This is a genomic window from Bacillus timonensis, assembly GCF_000285535.1.
Classification (GTDB): domain Bacteria; phylum Bacillota; class Bacilli; order Bacillales; family Bacillaceae_L; genus Ferdinandcohnia; species Ferdinandcohnia timonensis.
This window is the reverse complement of sequence record NZ_HE610985.1, coordinates 1459462-1477647: the sequence shown is the minus strand read 5'-3', so window position 1 is coordinate 1477647 and position 18186 is coordinate 1459462. Positions and strand designations below refer to the sequence as shown.

At 35.4% G+C, this 18186-nt stretch carries 19 protein-coding genes and 1 pseudogene; 9 read left to right on the top strand and 11 right to left on the bottom strand.

Translation table 11 applies throughout. From position 1 onward, the window contains the following. The first annotated feature begins 23 nt into the window (after window positions 1-23). Window positions 24-3263, top strand: a complete 3240-nt coding sequence (locus BTHG_RS07670; RefSeq protein ID WP_010283599.1) for a response regulator — start codon at window positions 24-26, stop codon at window positions 3261-3263. Between the two features lie 17 nt (window positions 3264-3280). After that, complete coding sequence (locus tag BTHG_RS07665) at window positions 3281-4144, top strand: CheR family methyltransferase (protein WP_010283598.1); 864 nt, start codon at window positions 3281-3283, stop codon at window positions 4142-4144. Window positions 4145-4198: 54 nt separating this feature from the next. Here BTHG_RS07665 and BTHG_RS07660 read toward each other — a convergent pair whose 3' ends face one another. The 3 genes and pseudogenes from BTHG_RS07660 to BTHG_RS24470 form a co-directional block, all read right to left on the bottom strand. After that, the gene (locus BTHG_RS07660) at window positions 4199-4684 is read right to left on the bottom strand and encodes a hypothetical protein (RefSeq protein ID WP_010283597.1); all 486 of its coding nucleotides are present in this window, start codon (window positions 4682-4684) and stop codon (window positions 4199-4201) included. Window positions 4685-4782: 98 nt separating this feature from the next. Further along, window positions 4783-5457 carry a hypothetical protein gene (locus BTHG_RS27025; protein ID WP_010283596.1) on the bottom strand — a complete coding sequence of 225 codons (675 nt, stop codon included), beginning with the start codon at window positions 5455-5457 and terminating at the stop codon, window positions 4783-4785. 99 nt (window positions 5458-5556) lie between these two features. Next, a pseudogene (locus tag BTHG_RS24470) lies at window positions 5557-6386 on the bottom strand (EcsC family protein). A gap of 143 nt (window positions 6387-6529) precedes the next feature. Here BTHG_RS24470 and crcB (BTHG_RS07645) point away from each other — a divergent pair. Beyond that, the gene (gene crcB, locus BTHG_RS07645) at window positions 6530-6913 is read left to right on the top strand and encodes a fluoride efflux transporter CrcB (RefSeq protein WP_010283593.1); all 384 of its coding nucleotides are present in this window, start codon (window positions 6530-6532) and stop codon (window positions 6911-6913) included. Then, window positions 6910-7269, top strand: a complete 360-nt coding sequence (gene crcB, locus BTHG_RS07640) for a fluoride efflux transporter CrcB (protein WP_010283592.1) — start codon at window positions 6910-6912, stop codon at window positions 7267-7269. Before crcB (BTHG_RS07645) ends, crcB (BTHG_RS07640) begins: the two co-directional genes overlap by 4 nt. 48 nt (window positions 7270-7317) lie before the next feature. Here crcB (BTHG_RS07640) and BTHG_RS07635 read toward each other — a convergent pair whose 3' ends face one another. The 3 genes from BTHG_RS07635 to BTHG_RS07620 all read right to left on the bottom strand — a co-directional run bounded on the left by BTHG_RS07635 (window position 7318) and on the right by BTHG_RS07620 (window position 10012). Then, a complete protein-coding gene (locus BTHG_RS07635; protein WP_010283591.1) occupies window positions 7318-7881 on the bottom strand; it encodes an FAD-dependent oxidoreductase in 564 nt (187 codons plus the stop codon). 477 nt (window positions 7882-8358) lie between these two features. Then, entirely contained in the window at window positions 8359-9576 is a 1218-nt protein-coding gene (locus BTHG_RS07625) for an MFS transporter (protein ID WP_010283590.1), read from the bottom strand. A gap of 16 nt (window positions 9577-9592) precedes the next feature. Continuing rightward, entirely contained in the window at window positions 9593-10012 is a 420-nt protein-coding gene (locus BTHG_RS07620; RefSeq protein WP_010283589.1) for a MarR family winged helix-turn-helix transcriptional regulator, read from the bottom strand. 495 nt (window positions 10013-10507) lie between these two features. Between BTHG_RS07620 and BTHG_RS07610 the strand changes: the two genes are divergently transcribed. Then, window positions 10508-11254 carry a GTP cyclohydrolase II gene (locus tag BTHG_RS07610; protein ID WP_010283588.1) on the top strand — a complete coding sequence of 249 codons (747 nt, stop codon included), beginning with the start codon at window positions 10508-10510 and terminating at the stop codon, window positions 11252-11254. 37 nt (window positions 11255-11291) lie between these two features. Here the strand turns inward: BTHG_RS07610 and BTHG_RS24465 are convergent, their stop codons facing one another. The 5 genes from BTHG_RS24465 to BTHG_RS07585 all read right to left on the bottom strand — a co-directional run bounded on the left by BTHG_RS24465 (window position 11292) and on the right by BTHG_RS07585 (window position 15079). Then, window positions 11292-11660: a potassium channel family protein gene (locus BTHG_RS24465; RefSeq protein WP_010283587.1), complete on the bottom strand. Its 369-nt coding sequence runs from the start codon at window positions 11658-11660 to the stop codon at window positions 11292-11294. A 127-nt stretch (window positions 11661-11787) separates the two neighbouring features. Next, the gene (locus BTHG_RS07600) at window positions 11788-12873 is read right to left on the bottom strand and encodes a hypothetical protein (RefSeq protein WP_010283586.1); all 1086 of its coding nucleotides are present in this window, start codon (window positions 12871-12873) and stop codon (window positions 11788-11790) included. A 21-nt stretch (window positions 12874-12894) separates the two neighbouring features. Beyond that, window positions 12895-13335, bottom strand: coding sequence for a MarR family winged helix-turn-helix transcriptional regulator (locus tag BTHG_RS07595; protein WP_010283585.1), 441 nt, complete (start codon window positions 13333-13335; stop codon window positions 12895-12897). A 110-nt stretch (window positions 13336-13445) separates the two neighbouring features. Beyond that, window positions 13446-14444, bottom strand: a complete 999-nt coding sequence (locus BTHG_RS07590; protein WP_010283584.1) for an inorganic phosphate transporter — start codon at window positions 14442-14444, stop codon at window positions 13446-13448. Window positions 14445-14458: 14 nt separating this feature from the next. Next, the gene (locus BTHG_RS07585; protein ID WP_010283583.1) at window positions 14459-15079 is read right to left on the bottom strand and encodes a DUF47 domain-containing protein; all 621 of its coding nucleotides are present in this window, start codon (window positions 15077-15079) and stop codon (window positions 14459-14461) included. 280 nt (window positions 15080-15359) lie between these two features. Between BTHG_RS07585 and BTHG_RS07580 the strand changes: the two genes are divergently transcribed. The 4 genes from BTHG_RS07580 to BTHG_RS07565 all read left to right on the top strand — a co-directional run bounded on the left by BTHG_RS07580 (window position 15360) and on the right by BTHG_RS07565 (window position 18181). Beyond that, window positions 15360-15833, top strand: coding sequence for a hypothetical protein (locus tag BTHG_RS07580; protein WP_010283582.1), 474 nt, complete (start codon window positions 15360-15362; stop codon window positions 15831-15833). 104 nt (window positions 15834-15937) lie between these two features. Then, a complete protein-coding gene (locus tag BTHG_RS26705; RefSeq protein ID WP_157256147.1) occupies window positions 15938-16096 on the top strand; it encodes a hypothetical protein in 159 nt (52 codons plus the stop codon). Further along, window positions 16089-17165 carry a DUF3419 family protein gene (locus BTHG_RS07570; protein WP_010283580.1) on the top strand — a complete coding sequence of 359 codons (1077 nt, stop codon included), beginning with the start codon at window positions 16089-16091 and terminating at the stop codon, window positions 17163-17165. The genes BTHG_RS26705 and BTHG_RS07570 overlap by 8 nt, the downstream gene beginning before the upstream one ends. Next, window positions 17162-18181 (top strand): hypothetical protein, encoded by a 1020-nt coding sequence (locus BTHG_RS07565; RefSeq protein WP_010283579.1) that lies wholly within the window; start codon window positions 17162-17164, stop codon window positions 18179-18181. The genes BTHG_RS07570 and BTHG_RS07565 overlap by 4 nt, the downstream gene beginning before the upstream one ends. Window positions 18182-18186 lie beyond the last annotated feature (5 nt).

The window sequence follows — 18186 nt, the reverse complement described above, 5'->3', positions numbered from 1 at the left end:
TTTCACATGAAAGGAGCCCGTTAATGAAAATTAGAACGAAATTATTATTAGGGCTTAGTACTTTACCAATCCTTCTCATCGTTCTTATCGTGGTTGGACTTTCTCAAATTTCTAGTCTTGATAAAATGAATGATAAAATGCAGGCAAACTATGAATTAACGATTATAGCAGAAGAAACTCACCGTGAAATAAAGGATGAGGGAATCCGTCTGCGGAATTTAGTTTTATTTAATGATGAAGAAACCATTCAAAAAGAAATAGCAAAATTGCAGGAAACCAATCAATCCATCTTAGGAAATATCGCATTACTCGAAGAGAAAATTGAAACAGAAGAACAACATGATTTAATCCAAAAACTGAAAAATATCAATACTGATTTTAATGTTTATCAAAACGAGGTAATCGATTTAGTGAAAGATGGGAAAAAAAGTGAAGCTCTGGATTTAATCGATGAAAGTTCAGTTGAGCTTCATGAGGATTTCTTTACCGTCTTATCAGAGATAACAGATTCTTTGGAGATAAACATGGAATCCTCATTAAATGATATTGTTTCAGAATTTAAGAGTGAAATTATCATTAGTGCACTTATTTTATTTATTTGCGTACTTATAATCATGGGTCTTCTTTCAAAGAGTATATTGACACTTTCTTCTAAGTTAAATAAGGTCTCAACTGTGATGAAAAAGGTAGCAAATGGTCAGGCAGACCTTAGTACAAAAGTAGAAGTAGTGGCAAATGACGAAATTGATGAAGTGGCAAGTGCATTTAATAGAATGACAGATTCATTAGAAGACCAAATGAAAAAAGAACAAGAGTTGACTTGGGCGAAATCAAATATTGCAGAAATTACAACAAGTTTGACTGGAAAAAAAGATTTAGAGTCGTTAGCACAGACTTTCCTTTCAAAAACGGTTCCATTAGTAGAATCTAGCCATGCTGTTTTTTATGTCAAGGATATGGATATTTCTGAGGATGAGCGAGTTCGGTTTAAACTACTCGCATCATATGCGTTTAAGGAACGAAAGAACTTCTCTAATATTATTCATTTGGGTGAAGGACTAATTGGACAAGCCGCCCTTGAAAAATCTCCAATTATTTTATCAGAAGTACCATCTGATTATGTTCGAATTGCCTCTGGTTTAGGTGAGGCATCACCTCTATATCTATACGTATTACCAATTGTTTTTGAGGGGGATGTAAAAGCAGTCCTCGAAATTGCTTCCTTCAAAACATTTAATGAGACTCAACAGGAGTTTTTAGAAGAACTAATGGATGGTCTCGGCATCATAATCGAAAGTGTAATGGGAAGAATCAGGCTGGCGAAATTATTAGAGGAATCACAAACATTAATGGAAGAGATTCAAGCCCAATCTGAAGAACTGCAAGCGCAACAAGAGGAACTAAGGGCTACCAATGAGGAACTTGAGGAACAAACTCAAGCACTTCGTCAATCAGAAGAAAAGCTACAGGTTCAACAAGAAGAGCTGGAACAAACAAATGCAGATCTTGAAGAAAAGGCAAAGAACTTAGTGGAACAAAATAAAAGATTTGAACAAACCAATAGGGAAGTTGAGGCAGCAAGAGTTGAACTTGAAGAAAAGGCAAAGCAACTTGCATTGAGTTCTAAATATAAGTCTGAGTTTCTAGCAAATATGTCACATGAATTGAGAACTCCATTAAATAGTTTATTAATATTATCGAAGCTTTTATCAGACAATAGCGAAGGGAATCTATCTGGAAAACAGGTGGAATATTCAAAGACCATCTACTCAGCAGGTACTGATTTATTAGCACTTATTAACGATATTTTAGATTTAGCAAAAATTGAATCTGGAAAAATGGAAGTGAACCCGAGTCAAGTTGTAATTGAGGATTTAGCCGATTTTGCGGAAAGAGGTTTTAGACCAATTGCAGATGAAAAAGGGCTACAGTTTACGATTCATGTAAAGAATGGCGTTCCTCCTTATTTTTATAATGATGAACAAAGGATTCAACAGGTAATAAGAAATCTATTATCAAATGCTTTTAAATTCACTCAGGTAGGGGAAGTGAGATTAGAAATTTCCTCTTATCAAGAAATCAATGGAAAACCATCTATTGCTTTTTCGGTAATTGATAGTGGTATCGGAATTCCTACTGAAAAGCAGGGGCTTATTTTTGAAGCATTCCAGCAAGCAGATGGTACAACTAGTCGTAAATATGGTGGAACGGGATTAGGCTTATCGATAAGCAGGGAAATTGCGTCACTCCTAGGTGGCAAAATTCTACTACAAAGTAAAGAAGGGAAAGGAAGCAACTTTACATTCATCGTTGGTGAATTTCATCCTGATACTAAAAATCAAGAAGCATTAAATGAAGTTGCAGTAGCAACTGAAGAGCCGGTAGTAATGCTTCCTAGAAAGGAAGAAACATTTGTAACAAGGGAAGAAACTCCAACTGCAGATGATAATAGCTATATCAAACGGCTTTTACTCATTGATGATGATGTCTTACAACGAAATAGCCTTATGGAATTTATCGGTGATATGGATGTCATTATCAAGGCGGTTTCATCAGGACATGAAGCAATTGAGGAATTAAAGGTTAATTCCTTTGACATTCTAATTTTAGACTTAGGCTTACGAGATACAAATGGGTTTGATCTATTAGAAAAAATCAAAAATTCACATCATCATGAGGATGTGAAAGTGTTAGTCTATACAGGACGTGATTTAACCTCTAAAGAGGAAAATTTCCTTACTAAATATGTGCATCGAATTATTATTAAGGATGAACACTCCCCACAAAGATTGAAGGAAGAAATTGCATTGCTAGTAGATGGAAATATAGCAGCAACGGTAGAAGAAACAGAAATACTATCCATTAGTCCCGTTAAGGACTCAACTGGCCTTCTTGGAAAGAAAATTCTTCTTGTGGATGACGATGTAAGGAATGTATATGCCATCTCAAGTATTCTTGAAATGTATGGGATGAATGTTGTTTTTGCTGAAAATGGAATTGAAGGAATTGAATCATTACAGCAACAACCAGACATTGACCTTGTGTTAATGGATATTATGATGCCTGAAATGGATGGATATGAAGCAATTAAAAGGATTAGAGAGAATACTGAATTTACTTCTCTACCGATTATTGCATTGACTGCAAAGGCGATGAAAGAAGATCGGGAGAAGTGTATGAAGGTAGGAGCATCTGATTATATTGTAAAACCAATTAACCCTGATCAATTGATTTCTTTAATGAAGGTTTGGTTGTATCAATAGGAGGGACTTCTGCTACCATGAAAACATCATATAATGAAGAGGACATTATTGAAACGACAGACAGCTCAAAACTTGAAAAAATTGAAATCGAGTTATTGTTGCAGGGCCTATATAAATGGTGTGGCTATGACTTTCGTAGTTATGCATACAATTCGATTAGAAGGAGAATTCAACATCGAGTAGAGGCTGAGAAACTATCGAGTATCACTGGCCTACTTGAGAAAATTTTACATGACCCAGCTTGTTTGCGGAGATTAATTGCAGATTTTTCGATTAATGTCACGGAGATGTTTCGTGATCCTTTATTCTTTTTAGACTTCCGGGAAAAGGTTATTCCAATGTTGCGAACATATCCATCTATTCGAATTTGGCACGCAGGATGTTCAACAGGAGAAGAGGTCTATTCAATGGCTATTCTTCTCCTTGAAGAGGGACTTTATGAGAAGACCAAAATTTATGCCACTGATATTAATGCAGATGTATTAAAAGTGGCGAAATCTGGAAGATACTCGTTAGAAAATATGAAAAAGTATACGAAAAACTATTTGCATGCAGGTGGAAATAATGCTTTTTCAGATTACTATACGGTAATAGACAATGGGGTAAAGTTCCACTCACACTTATCCAAAAATGTTGTTTTTGCACAGCATAATTTAGTTACAGACCAATCTTTTAATGAGTTCCATGTCATTTTGTGCAGAAATGTACTGATCTATTTTAATAAAGAATTGCAAAAGCGGGTTCACAATTTATTTTATGAAAGCTTAGCGATGTTTGGCATTCTTGGTCTTGGTGATAAAGAAACCATTTATTATACCGATAAAGATGATTATTATGAGGAAATTAGTACGAAACAAAAATTGTATAAAAAGGTGAAGTAAATGAAAAAGGTTGCTATCAATATTCCAGCAACCTTTTTTGGATTGATTATGTATTCACACCATTGCATCCTCTTTACCAAAGGCTAGGATAATTTTTCTTATGAGAAAGCCAACTATTAGCCCAGGAATTACACAAATCATGGGGAAGAAAACAGGTCCAAAGGTTATTCCAAAAAAAATAGCTTTTGGTGCTACCATTAAACCGACCGTTACAAAATAAGCACAGAAAGCAAATGGTAAAAAAGAATATGGTGCCTTTCCACCGCCGGCTTCTTTAAAAGCATCCCACATGGCAAAGAAATACAAACAGGGATAAAACATAAGCCACCCATAGTTTGTGGATGAGAGTGCTTGCCCAGTTTCACCTAAAAAGCTAAGCATGATGACTTCATTGAAATTCCCAAGGGTATTGACCAAGAACTCTAAGAAAATAAAGGTTAGGCCCTTCACATATTGTTTATTTAATAATTGTCCGAACCCTGGTAATGCAATACTCCAAAAGATACGTTCTACAGCCTTCACATTCGTTTTATCCACCACACTTCTGTTTCTATACTCCTATTTTCTTATATTTCCAGTTAATTATTCATACAATTTCCATGAAAAAGCACCTGACGGACAGGTGCTTGATTAAAATACTACATATATTCATTTGGTGGTACTGGCATTCCGTGGATGGAATTTCTGTCATAAGTTGAATTGTTTGGCGCTTGTTCTTGAGTTGTATCATATTCCTCGGACTCTACATTCATTTCAGGTTGAACTTGAGACAGCTCGATATTTTGTGGAGAAGAAGGTTGATTATGAGATGAATTGTTTTGTTGGTTTGGCTGTACAGCATTTTGTTGAGCTTGGTATTCTTGATAACCATTTTGTTCAATATTTTGTTGATTCTGGAATCCTTGATGTTCATTTTGTTCAACATTTGTTTGGGCTGGATATTCTTGTTTTACATTTTGATACTGCTGAGTTTGTGGTTGATTGACCATAGGCTGCTGCGGAAATTCAGGATATTGCTGAACATTTCCTGGATTTTGTGATGAAGATTTTTGTTGATTGTTAGTGGGTTGATCTTGGTTTGTTAGTTGTTCGGTGACTTGTGCAATAGCCTCTGCAGGTGTATCTGGAATCTTGTCAAAAAAGCCTCTACCTTTATCAGGATTTGAAATAATCCCCAATGTGGCAAGAAAACCTAAAATTGCTGTTACATACGTTTCCCATGTTGTTAAATCTATTTGCATACCAAAGTCTTTAAACACCATATATAAAATTGATGCAAGAGAGACCCATAATCCGTAATTTTTCCATTTCATAAGCTGATTACTCCTTTTGGTAGTCTCTTTGTATCTTATTCGATATTTTGAAAAAATGTGACCAATGGGTTATGTTGTAAAATTAAATTAATAAAGCCCCTATAAAAGGGGCGGTAAGGATTCTGTGGGTTCATCTTGAAGTCTTTCTAAAATTCTTCTTTTTCGGTACAACATATTACCTGTCTCAGTTAAATCCTGAATCATGGAGCGATTTGATATGGCTCCAAAAATAATACCCGCGATTGGTATCATTTGAAGCAGTTTTTTCCATCCAAATTGATCGCGATATGTATACACAACTTCACGCCAGCCTTGAAGTTGTGACATCATTTCGTTTGAAGAATTTCTACCTTGATAATAGGAGGAAAGTTCCTTCAAAATGGCCTGTTTTCCAACGATATCAGCAGATGAAAACTGCAAACATTTAATGATAAATATTCGTTCATTTTTATCTTTCGGGTCATATCCATGAATAATTGCAATTTCTTGAAGTGTTTTTAGTGACATTCCAAGCAATGCTGGAATATCAACTGCGAGCGTGAATATTCCACCAATCCCCGTAGTTGCACCCTGCAGTGTAGCAACGGTAGCCCATTTTTCCGCATGTTCATTACTCGCTTCAATCATCGACTGAAGTGGAATTTGCTCAATATCAAAGATGCTTTCAATGGTTGTCTTTGCTTTTTTTCAATAAGATGAAAAACTGCTTTTTCCTGAACCAAGTATTTGCCACCTGTTTGGACGTAGGAACCAATTTCATCAAGTAAAATTCCGATTTTTTCGTGAATAAACTTTGGAGTTAACTTATCTAAGATTTTAAAAGGGAGTCGGCCAATTCGTTCCCAGAACCATAACCCACTTTGGTCCTTCTCCCATACTTCTATCTTTTTTAATTCATCTTCAAGTATTTGTTTGGATTCCATTTGCATTCCTCTTTCTTTTTTCCTTAGTGTATATTACGGACGTATGGATAAATAGTTTCAGAAAAAATGCGTTGTGCAAGTTTAACCCTGGTTATTAACATGCTTCCTCTATGGTATAATAATTAAACTATAATAAGGACAGTGATTGGATGAATGTGCTTTTTGTTATGATTGGTGGATTTCTTGGTGCTTGTTGTCGCTATTTACTTGGAGAATTTACACCGACACCACATGGTTTTCCAGTTGGAACCTTGACAGTAAATCTAATTGGGTGTTTATGTTTAGGATGGTTACTATCCTTTTTAGCTAATCAAAAAAATCGGAATCTGAAAATATCACTGTTGTTCGGAACAGGTTTTATAGGGTCCTTTACAACATTCTCTACTTTTTCAGTAGAGGTAGTTCAATTGTTGCAAGAAGGGAAGTTCGGGATATCCGTCTTATATGTTTTAACAAGTCTCTTTGTGGGACTTGTATTATCGTATGCTGGCTATCGTTTGGCTAATTTCCGAAAATTAGGTGAAGAATCTTGATAATACTAGTTGGAGTCGGGGGAGCAGTGGGAGCTGCATGTAGATACCTAGCGGGAATATGGATTGGAAGGAAAACCGGAAACTCATTTCCATTTCCTACATTTTTTATTAATATTATGGGCTCATTATTATTAGGGATTTTAACAGGCCTAAAGATTACCGAACACATACCTGAATGGGTCTGGTTAATGTTAGGAGTGGGCTTTTGTGGAGCCTTCACAACGTTTTCTACATTTGGATATGAAGCCATCCAATTATTTCTTTCTGGGCGCTCAAAGAAAGCTTATCTATACATAGTTGCGTCTACCGTGATTTGTACCATTTCAGCCTTCACTGGGATACTAATCAGTACGTAAAAAGCCAGATGAACCTTAAAAGGGCATCTGGCTTTTTTAGTAACATTATTATTTTTTTAACACGTCATGGTCAACATAACGCTCGCCATTCATTTCACTGATGATGTTAATTGCAACTTTCGCACCGTCGCCAGCAGTAATGATTGTATGAACACTTACGCCAGCACATGTACCTGCTGCCCAAATGCCATCTACATTAGTTTTACCAGTTGCATCAACATCAAGAACTGTTTTAATACGTGGCTCAGTGCCTTCCTTCGTTGCAACACCTGCTGCCGCAGCAACGTCAGTGAGAGCTCCTGTTGCAAAGATAACATATTTCCCTTCGTATTCTCCATTATCAGTTACAACTTTAAAACCGTTTTCAGTTTTCTCAACAGAACTAACGGCTTGTTGAACAACCTCTGCACCAAACTTTGCAGCTTGTTTTTGCCCGATTTCCACTAACTCTGGACCTTCAATTTCCAACACGCCATAATGGTTTTCAACCCAAGCACGTTTAGTCATACCTTTATCACTATCTAAAAGTAATGTTTTCTTACCAGCCTTAGCAGTAAATAAAGCTGCACTAGCACCTGCAGGACCAGCTCCGACAATCACAACATCAAACATTGTACAAACACTCCTTATGTAATTAGTTTTCAATCATAATTATACCCATTAATATAATGCCAATCTAATTATTTGCTTAAGCTCAAATGAGAGTAGGATGATGAAAGTGGAAAATTCTGTGGCAAATCTGCTGATATACGATGTGTGTAGTTACTATGGAATTGAGGTTGCGGTAATACAAGATATAAAGCATCCCATTTGGAATAAGGTGGAAAAGGATATAGTATAAACATAGGTTATAACAGGGGTTTTGGGTATAAGTGGAAAATATTATTTCATAAACAAGAGATATAACATAGGTTTTGGATAAAGATGGAAAAGATTTAGTGTAAACAAAGGTTTTGGATATAAGTGAAAATAATATAGTATAGATAACCTACACCATTTGGTCAAAAATGGATATTGAAATAACATAAAACAGAGAATATAGTATCTTCTAGAAAAAATAAAAAGGATAAAAAGGAAAACCTTTTTACCCTACATTGTTTCAGATGTTTTATTATAGGTTTGCTTTGTTTTTAAAGCAAACTTAGTTTTTCGATCATGAAGAAAATAATAAAGAACAATTCCGATTAATACATAAAAAGCACTAAAGAAATAAAATGTGCCTAGTCCAATTTTTGCACTAAGAAGACCGACAATGGATGAACCTAAGGCAATCCCAGTGTCATAAATGGATAAGAATGTAGCAGTTGCTGTACCTCTTCTTGTTGGTGCCGCTGCTTGAACAGCAATCGTTTGGAAGCTCGGAAATAACGTACCCCATCCTAAACCGATTAATGCTGCAGCTACTAAAAACACAAGGGAAGTCGTTGATATTCCTAGCAACAGCATTCCAATTGCAAATAGAACAATTGATGGATAGATGATTTTATTTGCTCCATACTGATCAAACCATCTTCCTGTAAATGGCCTTGATAGGATAAGTACAACTGCATATACCACGAAGAAGAAGCTTGAAACCTCAAATAACCCAATTTCCTGCGCATATACAGAAACGAAGGATAATAGTGAAGAGTAAACAATCCCTAATAAACCACCAACAATTGAAATTTTTATAGCTGGAACTTCAAACAAATCTGCAAATGACATTTTTGTTGAGGCTTGTTGTTCTGAATTTTCTTGCATTCTTGCTGGTACTTTTGTGAAATACCCTGTTGCTAACGCGAGAATTGAACAAATCGCTCCAAGTAAGAAGACGCTATTCATTCCTGACTTGTTCATCAATGATAACCCTAAGAATGGACCGATAACCATAGCAAGGTTGTTAGACATAATAAAATACCCCATACCTTCTCCTTTTCGAGAATCTGGGATGATATCTGCAACAATTCCTCCAGCGGCAGTTGTCGCCATACCGAATCCGATTCCATGAATTAAACGTAATAGTAAGACTGAATAAATGGAAGGTGTGAAAAAGTAAAAGAGCGATGAAATCATAAAAATGAGTAAGGAAAGTGAAAGGACTTTCTTTCTTCCGATGGTGTTCAGCCATTTTCCTGCAAATGGACGGATGATGATGGCTGAGAATAAAAATACGGTAACCATGAGTCCAGCTTCTAATTCATTTCCACCTAAATCATTCAAAGTGTATACCGGTAATGAAACTAATAAATAATAAAATGTTAAAAAGACAAAGAAATTACTTAAAGAAAGATTAATAAAATCTTTTGTCCAAAGCTTTTGTTTAGCCATGATTTTCCTCCTGTTGTTATTTTTTAATCTGATGGAACCAATGGTTTAAAAGCTCATTAAGCTGGTCCTGTAATTCTTTTGGGAAATTCTCCACTAGCCTTTGGTTCATATCAACCATTGCTTGTTCCCATTTTGGATACTCTGCTAATGCCTTTTCCGTTAATTCGATCTGTTTTGTGCGTTTGTCTGCCCCTTGGACTTGCTTTACAAGACCAAGTTTCACAAGTTTTTGAATGTTTCTTGTCATTGGTGGGGCTTCTACAGTTAAATAGTCACAAAGCTCTGATTGTGTTAATATCCCTTTTGTTTTTAAAACAAACAAAACGGACCATTGCGCATTAAATAGTCCGAAGGGTTCCAACGTTTCATTCACATGTTTTGAAAGCTGACGTGACAACTGATGCACTGCGTGAAAAAGGTCATGACCTGTTTGCATAAAATCACCTCAATGCATTTTTCCACAAATTAATTACCTAGGTAACTATATCATGTTTTTTCATTAATACGCAAGTGGAAAGAAAAAGCTGCGTAATCCGACAGAAAATAAATATTTTGACAACATCATTTTTAGAAGAAATCTAAGAAGGTTAGAATATAGGGAAAGTTAGAAGTAATACCGCTCACTTATTCAAATGCTGGTTTTAAGTCGATTATTTCACTTAACGATGGTGGTAAGATGTGGGCAAATGTTGGAATACTCTTCATTTACTTCATTATTTTTGTTGCGCTCGCTTTAAGCGTATTTTTAGTAAGTGGTAAAAAAGATGAAAAAGAAATGAGTATTTCTGGCTAAACTCTATAGACCCGATTTCTCTTATAAAGGGAAAATCGGGTTTAATTATTCTAATAGGGTATCATGGTTCGTTATCTCTGGATAATCCTTTCTTAAATATAGAATACTACATGTATCTTAATGTCTAGGGGGATTTCTATGATATCAAAAGAAATCGTTTCAATCTTAGAAAAGAAAATCCAACTTATCGAAAGAGGAGATAAGGCGATTTACTTAGTTGGTCCAATTAATCTCCCAGTAAATTTAGACGGGGAAACAGTCCTTTTTCAGTGGTATTGTTGGCTTCTTTGTGATGAGGTAACAGTTGATGCAAATCGGATCATTGAAAAACTTTCATCAGCCAATCTTGCTGAAATGCAGCAATCAAGTGTGTTAGTATATGGAGATTTCGAAAATGCAGACGAGGCACTGATTCGTATGCATAGCATCTGTCATACAGGTGATATTTTTGGAAGCAAACGTTGTGATTGTGGGTATCAACTAAAACAATCCATGCGAATTATTGTCGACCATGGAGTTGGGGCATTATTTTATTTAGCAAATCACGAAGGACGTGGAATTGGTTTGTTTAGTAAGGCCATGGCTTATATTCTTCAGGAAAATGGCTTAGATACAGTAGAAGCAAATATTCAGCTAGGGTTTCAGGATGATGCACGAAATTATGATGACGCAATTCGTGTACTTAAGGCATTACGTACGAAACCTGTTTCGTTAATAACGAATAATCCAAGAAAAATTAACGCCTTAAAAGATGCAGGAATGAATGTGTCGGAGAGGATGCCAATTTGGGGAGACGTTTCTGACTTTAATCGAAAATATTTAAGAACAAAAGTGGAAAAAGCTGGTCACTTAGTCGAAATGGCCCAGGATGAACAACCTTTCTAATAATTACGAGCTAACCTGTAAAAGAGGCTAGCTCGCTTTATTCATACGGAAAATTATCTCCTTCTGTATTCCTAAAAGGTGGAAGAAATTGAATGACAATGACCACAGGTAACAAATAACCGATTAACGCCTCTACAATTGCTACTGCCCTTGAAATTCCAAATGGAGTTACATCCCCGTACCCAACTGATAACAGCGTAATTGCACTAAAATACAAGGACCTTGTCACGATATCGAGTGATTGCTCCTGATGAGAATCAGATGCATAATGGTCATGAACGGCCCCAAGGTCAAGTAAGTCTAACAAAATATATAGGATTGCAAATGTTAAGAGTGTATTAAGATACACTACAATAAAAATCAGCGCTCGATACAGCGTCTTCCGTCGATGAATGAACGACTTCATCATTCTCACATCCTTAAAGCCAGTTTTTCTATATGTATATTAACAAAACAGTAGAATAGACTAGCCTTACGTTAAGGCTCCCCTCTAAAAAAGAAAACTCAGCAGGATGTGTCGACTTAAGAGATGTTCAATCTTCATGAATGGTATTTTGGTCCTCAATAAATTTACTTATTTCCTGTAAAAATTGCTCTTTGTCATCTACAGTTATATAAAGCTTTGTCATTTCCTTTTTAATCCCAAAAGGAAAATAGGCTAAGGTTGGTTCGTTTAACTCAATTTCGTATTGTGGATTCTCTTCAAAGAAGTCTGGCAATGTAATTGCAAAACTATGTTTTTCCTTGGATCTTTCTTTTTTATCCGTAGTCGTGGGCTGTAAGGATTTGATTGTATTTAAATCAACTACAATTTCTCGTCTGATTCCAACCTGAGCAAAAAGCTTATCATCTTTCACTACAATTGGAGAAAGTCGTATAGCATGGTAGTCTGCAATAATCCATAGAAGAGCATATAAATCCAATGCCGTAAAAAACCAAGCAGCAGTTGGACTCCAAAAATGGGCAATTAAAAAGTGGACCCCAATCACCTCAATAACCATCGCATGAACAAGCATGAGAAAAAGTCCGAAATATCCTGAATTTTTGTGTATGGAAAATGCACGAGTATGTTCTCTGTCCACCCATTTTTTCTTCCACGCGAAGAAGCCATAATAGAAAATTGTAAAATCGTAGACAAGAATATCAATTAACTTTTTCTTTCCAAAAGTCCGCTTCATGGCATTACGCATTGTAGCTTGATAATGAAAATCAATTCCTTTTTGATGGTTGTAATGTCTATTTAGCACTGGGATTTCACGTAATAGTAGGATAGCAAGATATATTTCGATCGCAATAAAGAGTCCTTCAATTAGAAAGATTCCATACTTTGCATAATCAAATATTGCTAGATTATGATGTGGGACAATGAAGTAGGCAAACCAAAAGCCGCCAATTATAACTGGGAGTAGTGTAATCATAGAGAGTCTGTTACGTACAACAAAAATATAGTAAAAAAGAGGTAAAACAATTGTTAAGTCAAATAAGCTTGCCAGTATCAATGTGTCTGAAACAGGCTCAAAAGGTTGAATGACCATCACTGTATAATTCGAAGCAAGAATTAAAAGTGCCAGGAAAACAAAAATATAAATGGACCTGTTCGCTTTTAGTGAATACGCCATAAAAGTTCCCCCTTTATATCGTTACTCATTATTTGAATTTGTAATAATCGAATGAAGTTTTCCTACAATTGTTTGGAATTGTATCATTTCCTCTTTTGTTAGCTTCGAGTAATACTTTTCCATTATTTTTTGATCAATCTTTTCACTTTCCTCATATAATTCTTTTCCTTTAGAACCAAGAGAAATGAGGATTTCACGTCGATTGTTCGGATTAATTTCCCGCTTAATATACTGTTCACTTTCTAGTTTGTTTAGTAATTGACTGACAGCACTTGCCGAAATATTCATTAGCTGTGCCAATTCATTGACAGTAATTGTTCCGGCTTGATTAACGTGATGAAGGACAATGGATTGTTTGGTTGTGATGTCATAGTGGAAGATTGATTCAAATTCCTTGAGTAATAAGGAATTAACTTCATCTAATAACGTGAAGGTTTCTTTCATATATGCCTTGATATCCATGGTTAATTCCCCTTTAAATTTAATGTAAGTAAATATTTAAGGCACCTTAAATATATTATAAACTTAATCATTTTTTCAGGCAACAAAAAAAGGTAGCTTTTGCTACCTTTTTAAAAAAGTAAGTTAATAATTTGGTAAATGATTGCTGCTAATACGGCAGAGATTGGAAGGGTGATAATCCAAGTAAAAACAATTTTTCGAGCAACTCCCCATTTCACACCTTTTACACGTTGGGCTGAACCAACTCCCATAATTGCAGATGAAATAACATGAGTTGTACTAACCGGCAAATGAATGAATGTTGCACCGAAAATAATAAGAGCGGAAGATAAATCTGCGGCTGCTCCATTAATTGGACGGATTTTCATAATTTTTCCACCGACAGTTTTAATAATCTTCCAACCACCGATAGAGGTACCAATACCCATTGATGTTGCTGAAGCAATTCTAACCCATAATGGAATATCGGTTGAAGTTGTAAATTCTCCAGCAATTAATGCCATTGTGATAATTCCCATCGCTTTTTGAGCGTCATTTGTTCCATGTGTAAAGGATTGAAGTGCTGCTGTGAAAATTTGAAAGGTTCTAAAGCCTCTATTTGTTTTATAAAGATTAGAATTTCGAAAAAGTACCTTAAACAGGCTCATCATGAGAAAACCAACTGCTAACGCAAGAAATGGGGAAAGAATAAGTGCCTCTAAAATCTTTAAGAATCCACCGTAATTTAGTATGCCAAATCCTGCAGCTGATATCGCAGCACCAGCAATGGAACCAATTAGCGCATGAGAAGAACTACTTGGAATTCCGTAATACCAAGTAATTAAATTCCATGCAATCGCCGAAAGGAGTGCTGCCAATATAACCACCGTTCCATTTTCAATTGCAAACGGATCAACAATATCTTTTGTGATTGTTTTGGCAACCCCTGTAAATGTTATTGCGCCTATAAAGTTCATCGATGCCGCCATGATTATTGCCACTTTTGGCGGAAGTGCTTTTGTTGAAACACTAGTTGCAATCGCATTCGCTGTATCATGAAAGCCGTTGATAAAGTCAAATGCTAATGCAAAGATAACAACTAAAACTGTTAATAAAAATAAAGTATCCATTATAAGATTCTCCCTTATGCATTTCTCATAATAATCGTCTCTAACGTATCCGCAACATCCTCGCAGTAGTCTGAAATGCCTTCAAGAATCTCATAAATTTCTTTTACTTGAATAATTTTAATTGGGTCCTTCTCAATTTGGAATAATTGTTTAATTGAAATTCGTAAGATTTCATCACATTGTGATTCATAATCATTGATTTTTATCGCATGTTTACGCATATCTAATAGTTTCTTATTTGAAAGAAGTTCGATTGCTTGGAAGATTTCAATTGTACTTTTATGAATCAAATCAGCATACGAAGTCATATATTCATCCGTATCTGTTAATGAATACATTTCAAAACGAGCCGCGCATTGCTCCATACCGTCTAATACATCATCCATTTTCATTGCTAATTGAAGGATATCTTCACGTTCTATTGGGGTTATGAAGGATTTATTAAGTTCAGTAATTAATCCGTGTATGACATCATCGCCTTTTTTTTCAAAGTTCTTCATTTCACTTGAAAATTCTTTTAAGTCACTTACATTCTTAATTTTAAACTGTACAAAATAATCTGCTGCTTCTTTGACATTTGTAGAGATAGACGTAAGTGCATCAAAAAATATATCTTTTTTCTTGTTAGCGAACATAGTTTGTTCCTCCAAATAAAAAAATTTAAAAAGCCATTGTTTATTTTTATCTAAATTTGTCGAATTTACAATGATAAATTAATAAAGTTTACAAAAATGTAACATAAAATTTAAATTTGTTTTTCTCACGTGTACAACTGTATTCCAAAGGATAAAGATTTTCTCTTTATTATCTATAGAAAATTAAGGAAATATACTTGTAATTTATCTTAAATGGTGTAAAATTACACTATGAGTATTTGGTGTAATTTTACACTATAGGAATTGTGTGGTGGAATAAGTGTCAAATATCGAAATAATTGGTACAAGAGTATTACATGAAAAAATAAAAGAAGAAATGATTACGCTAACAAAACGAGTAAGCAAGGCAGAAGGGATGTACCTTCTTACGAGACTTGAAATATACGATCAGATAATTTGCCTAAAACGAAATCAAAAGCTTTTTGCTTTTCAACTTATTCAAACCTTTGAACAGGGAGATGACAAGTTTGTATATTTTGGCCCTTTGTTTTCGAGGATGAGCTGTTTTCTAGAACTTTTTATGACGTATCTTCAAGTTTTGATGGAAGAGACTGTAGGAAGAAAGGTTCATCTTCTTGCAGAAATTGAGAATCCGGAGGTGTTATTGCTTTTTAAAGCATTGTTTGATGATTGTGCCTATCCAAAATTCCAAGAAGAACAGGTTCCAGAAGGGGTAAAGAATCATGTTCAAACTTTTAAAAAAAGCTTAGCCATATTCGTAACCTTGATGTAGAAAGAATGACTTCTACTTCAAAGGAATCACTTTATCATTTTCGTCCCACACATTCAACAATAGAGAAGTGGCTTTGCTCAAGAAAAATTTATCTTTCAGAGGGAATGAATATTGTACTTTATTCCACTATTCCATCTGACTTGAACGGTCGCGCGAACTTTACGCATCAGTTGGAACGAGGAAGAAAAAGAATGGGAAATTGGAAGCAAGGTAAACAAGAGGTATTGGCTTTATTTGAAGGGGGGATTGTGAACAATGTCTAACATTTATTTTTCACAGATTAGAGAAGATAGTCTGGTAGAAAGAGAGATTTCAAGAATGGCAAAGCCCAAAAAAGTACTTGTAATTGGCTCTGGAGGATGTACTGCCTTCTCTATTCTGAATGATTCAGTTAAACAGGTTCTCTGTGTAGATGTAAATCCTGCTCAATGTGCTTTAATTGAATTAAAAAAGGCTGCCCTCTCCCATTTTTCGCTGAAAGAATTTCTTGCTTTTATTGGAGAAGCCACTAGTCAAAACCGAGTTCAAATGTATGAAATGGTAGCAAATGCCTTACCTAATTATGCGAGGGAATTTTGGCAGCACCATCAACGTGAGATTGAACTGGGTGTTAATCACTGTGGTGTAAATGAACGCTTTTATCGATTCATAGGGGAAAATATTTGCCGAAATATTTACGACGAATCTGTTTGGAAGGAATTATTTTCAGCAAAAAGCATAGAGGTGCAGCAGGAATTTTATGAAAAATATCTAACTTCAGCTGAATGGAAAACAGCAGTAAAAATTTTGTTAAGCAAGACAACTCATCTGCACTTTTTTCCTAGCTTTATGTTTGCAAATGCCAGTGAAAATGATTTTGGAAATTTCTTTTTAAATCAGTTTGAGAACGAAGTGAAAACGAAGCCTATTCACAACAATTATTTTTTAAGTCAGATTTTGTTTTCTTCCTATTTGTATGAGGAAGGAGAGGGAGTCCCATTTTATTTATCTGAGGATGGATATGAAGCAGCAAAAAGAAATATCGGCAAACTTTCCATTCATCCTGTGAGTATTGAAGAGCTTTTACGTAAGGAACAATCCATTGATGCTTTCTATTTATCCAATATATTTGATTGGGCAAATGGAAAGGGAAAGGAATCGATTTGCAACGGAATTTTACAAGCGAAATCAGACCAAGCTGCTGTTGTACTGTTTCGAAATATGCTTAATACAAGTCATTTATCTGATGCCTTTATGAAGCATTTTATTTGTGATGTGGGTCTCTCAAATCATTGTAAGGATTTGGAGCGTTCGATGTTATATCAAAAAATAACAGTGGGGCAGAGTGTATGACCTACAAATTTTTAGAGCTAGATGAAACTCACCACCAACAATTACTTCTATTATCAAAAGAGACAAATACCGGTAGCAATCTTTTTTATGTTGACCGTTCACCGAACTTTTTTAGACTGTCAGAGGTATTTGGGTTAACAAGGCATTTCGGATTGTTTAAAGAGAATGAATTAATTGGGTGTGTGGCAGTGAGTGAGCAAATGCGGGTACTTAATCAAACCTGTGAAAAAGTGTATTACTTAAATGATCTAAGAATTCATCCTGACTATCATCGCACCTTTGCTTTTTACCGTCTTGCAGAAAGTCTAATGTCTCTATATCAAAATGAAGGAAATATCAAATGGATGGTTTCCACCGTTCTTGATAGCAACACCAACAAAGCCTCAATGATAAAAGGAAATGGACTTCTTCCTGGTGGAATTGAAATTGGTAGAACCATTCATCTTGGTGTACCGATGTTTTTGGAATATCGAAATGCTCGTCTGAAAATAAGTGAAATTGAGGGAGAAGAAGCATGGATGATATATAAAAAAATGGCGAGGACAGACCCCTTTGCTCCGTGTGGAAAACAAATGTTTTTAAAAGAAAATGGAGTGTATTTAGTGATAAAGGATGATAACAAGGAGTGCCAAGCCGTTTGTAAGCTTGTGGACCAATCTCATGCACGGAAGCTTAGGCTGTCTAGGAAACTTCCCTTTTCGTTTCAACTAGTAAATTTGTTTTGTAGGTTTGCAGATTGTCCACCACTCCCAAAGGAAGGGGAAGAATTTAAGCATGGATATATGGCATTTTTCGCAGCAAAAGAAAAACGACAAAACTATCAAAAAGAATTTATCTCATATATTCAAAGCAAGTATAAGGAAAAGTACAGTTATTTATTTTTGGGATTATCGACAAAGGAAGCACAGTATTTCAGAAACAATCCATTTCATATAAAGCTGTCATCAACAACGTTTGCCTACGGAGATATTCCTGTAAACCTTTCGATGGATTTTCATGAATTAACAATTATTTAGGGGGA

Bases quoted from the DNA above. Each gene is read 5' to 3' on its own strand.
- BTHG_RS07670 (WP_010283599.1), top strand. From the start codon at position 24: ATGAAAATTAGAACGAAATTATTATTAGGGCTTAGTACTTTACCAATC.
- BTHG_RS07665 (WP_010283598.1), top strand. From the start codon at position 3,281: ATGAAAACATCATATAATGAAGAGGACATTATTGAAACGACAGACAGC.
- BTHG_RS27025 (WP_010283596.1), bottom strand. From the start codon at position 5,457: ATGAAATGGAAAAATTACGGATTATGGGTCTCTCTTGCATCAATTTTA.
- crcB (WP_010283593.1), top strand. From the start codon at position 6,530: ATGAATGTGCTTTTTGTTATGATTGGTGGATTTCTTGGTGCTTGTTGT.
- BTHG_RS07635 (WP_010283591.1), bottom strand. From the start codon at position 7,881: ATGTTTGATGTTGTGATTGTCGGAGCTGGTCCTGCAGGTGCTAGTGCA.
- BTHG_RS07625 (WP_010283590.1), bottom strand. From the start codon at position 9,576: ATGGCTAAACAAAAGCTTTGGACAAAAGATTTTATTAATCTTTCTTTA.
- BTHG_RS07620 (WP_010283589.1), bottom strand. From the start codon at position 10,012: ATGCAAACAGGTCATGACCTTTTTCACGCAGTGCATCAGTTGTCACGT.
- BTHG_RS07610 (WP_010283588.1), top strand. From the start codon at position 10,508: ATGATATCAAAAGAAATCGTTTCAATCTTAGAAAAGAAAATCCAACTT.
- BTHG_RS24465 (WP_010283587.1), bottom strand. From the start codon at position 11,660: ATGAAGTCGTTCATTCATCGACGGAAGACGCTGTATCGAGCGCTGATT.
- BTHG_RS07600 (WP_010283586.1), bottom strand. From the start codon at position 12,873: ATGGCGTATTCACTAAAAGCGAACAGGTCCATTTATATTTTTGTTTTC.
- BTHG_RS07595 (WP_010283585.1), bottom strand. From the start codon at position 13,335: ATGGATATCAAGGCATATATGAAAGAAACCTTCACGTTATTAGATGAA.
- BTHG_RS07590 (WP_010283584.1), bottom strand. From the start codon at position 14,444: ATGGATACTTTATTTTTATTAACAGTTTTAGTTGTTATCTTTGCATTA.
- BTHG_RS07585 (WP_010283583.1), bottom strand. From the start codon at position 15,079: ATGTTCGCTAACAAGAAAAAAGATATATTTTTTGATGCACTTACGTCT.
- BTHG_RS26705 (WP_157256147.1), top strand. From the start codon at position 15,938: ATGAATATTGTACTTTATTCCACTATTCCATCTGACTTGAACGGTCGC.
- BTHG_RS07570 (WP_010283580.1), top strand. From the start codon at position 16,089: ATGTCTAACATTTATTTTTCACAGATTAGAGAAGATAGTCTGGTAGAA.
- BTHG_RS07565 (WP_010283579.1), top strand. From the start codon at position 17,162: ATGACCTACAAATTTTTAGAGCTAGATGAAACTCACCACCAACAATTA.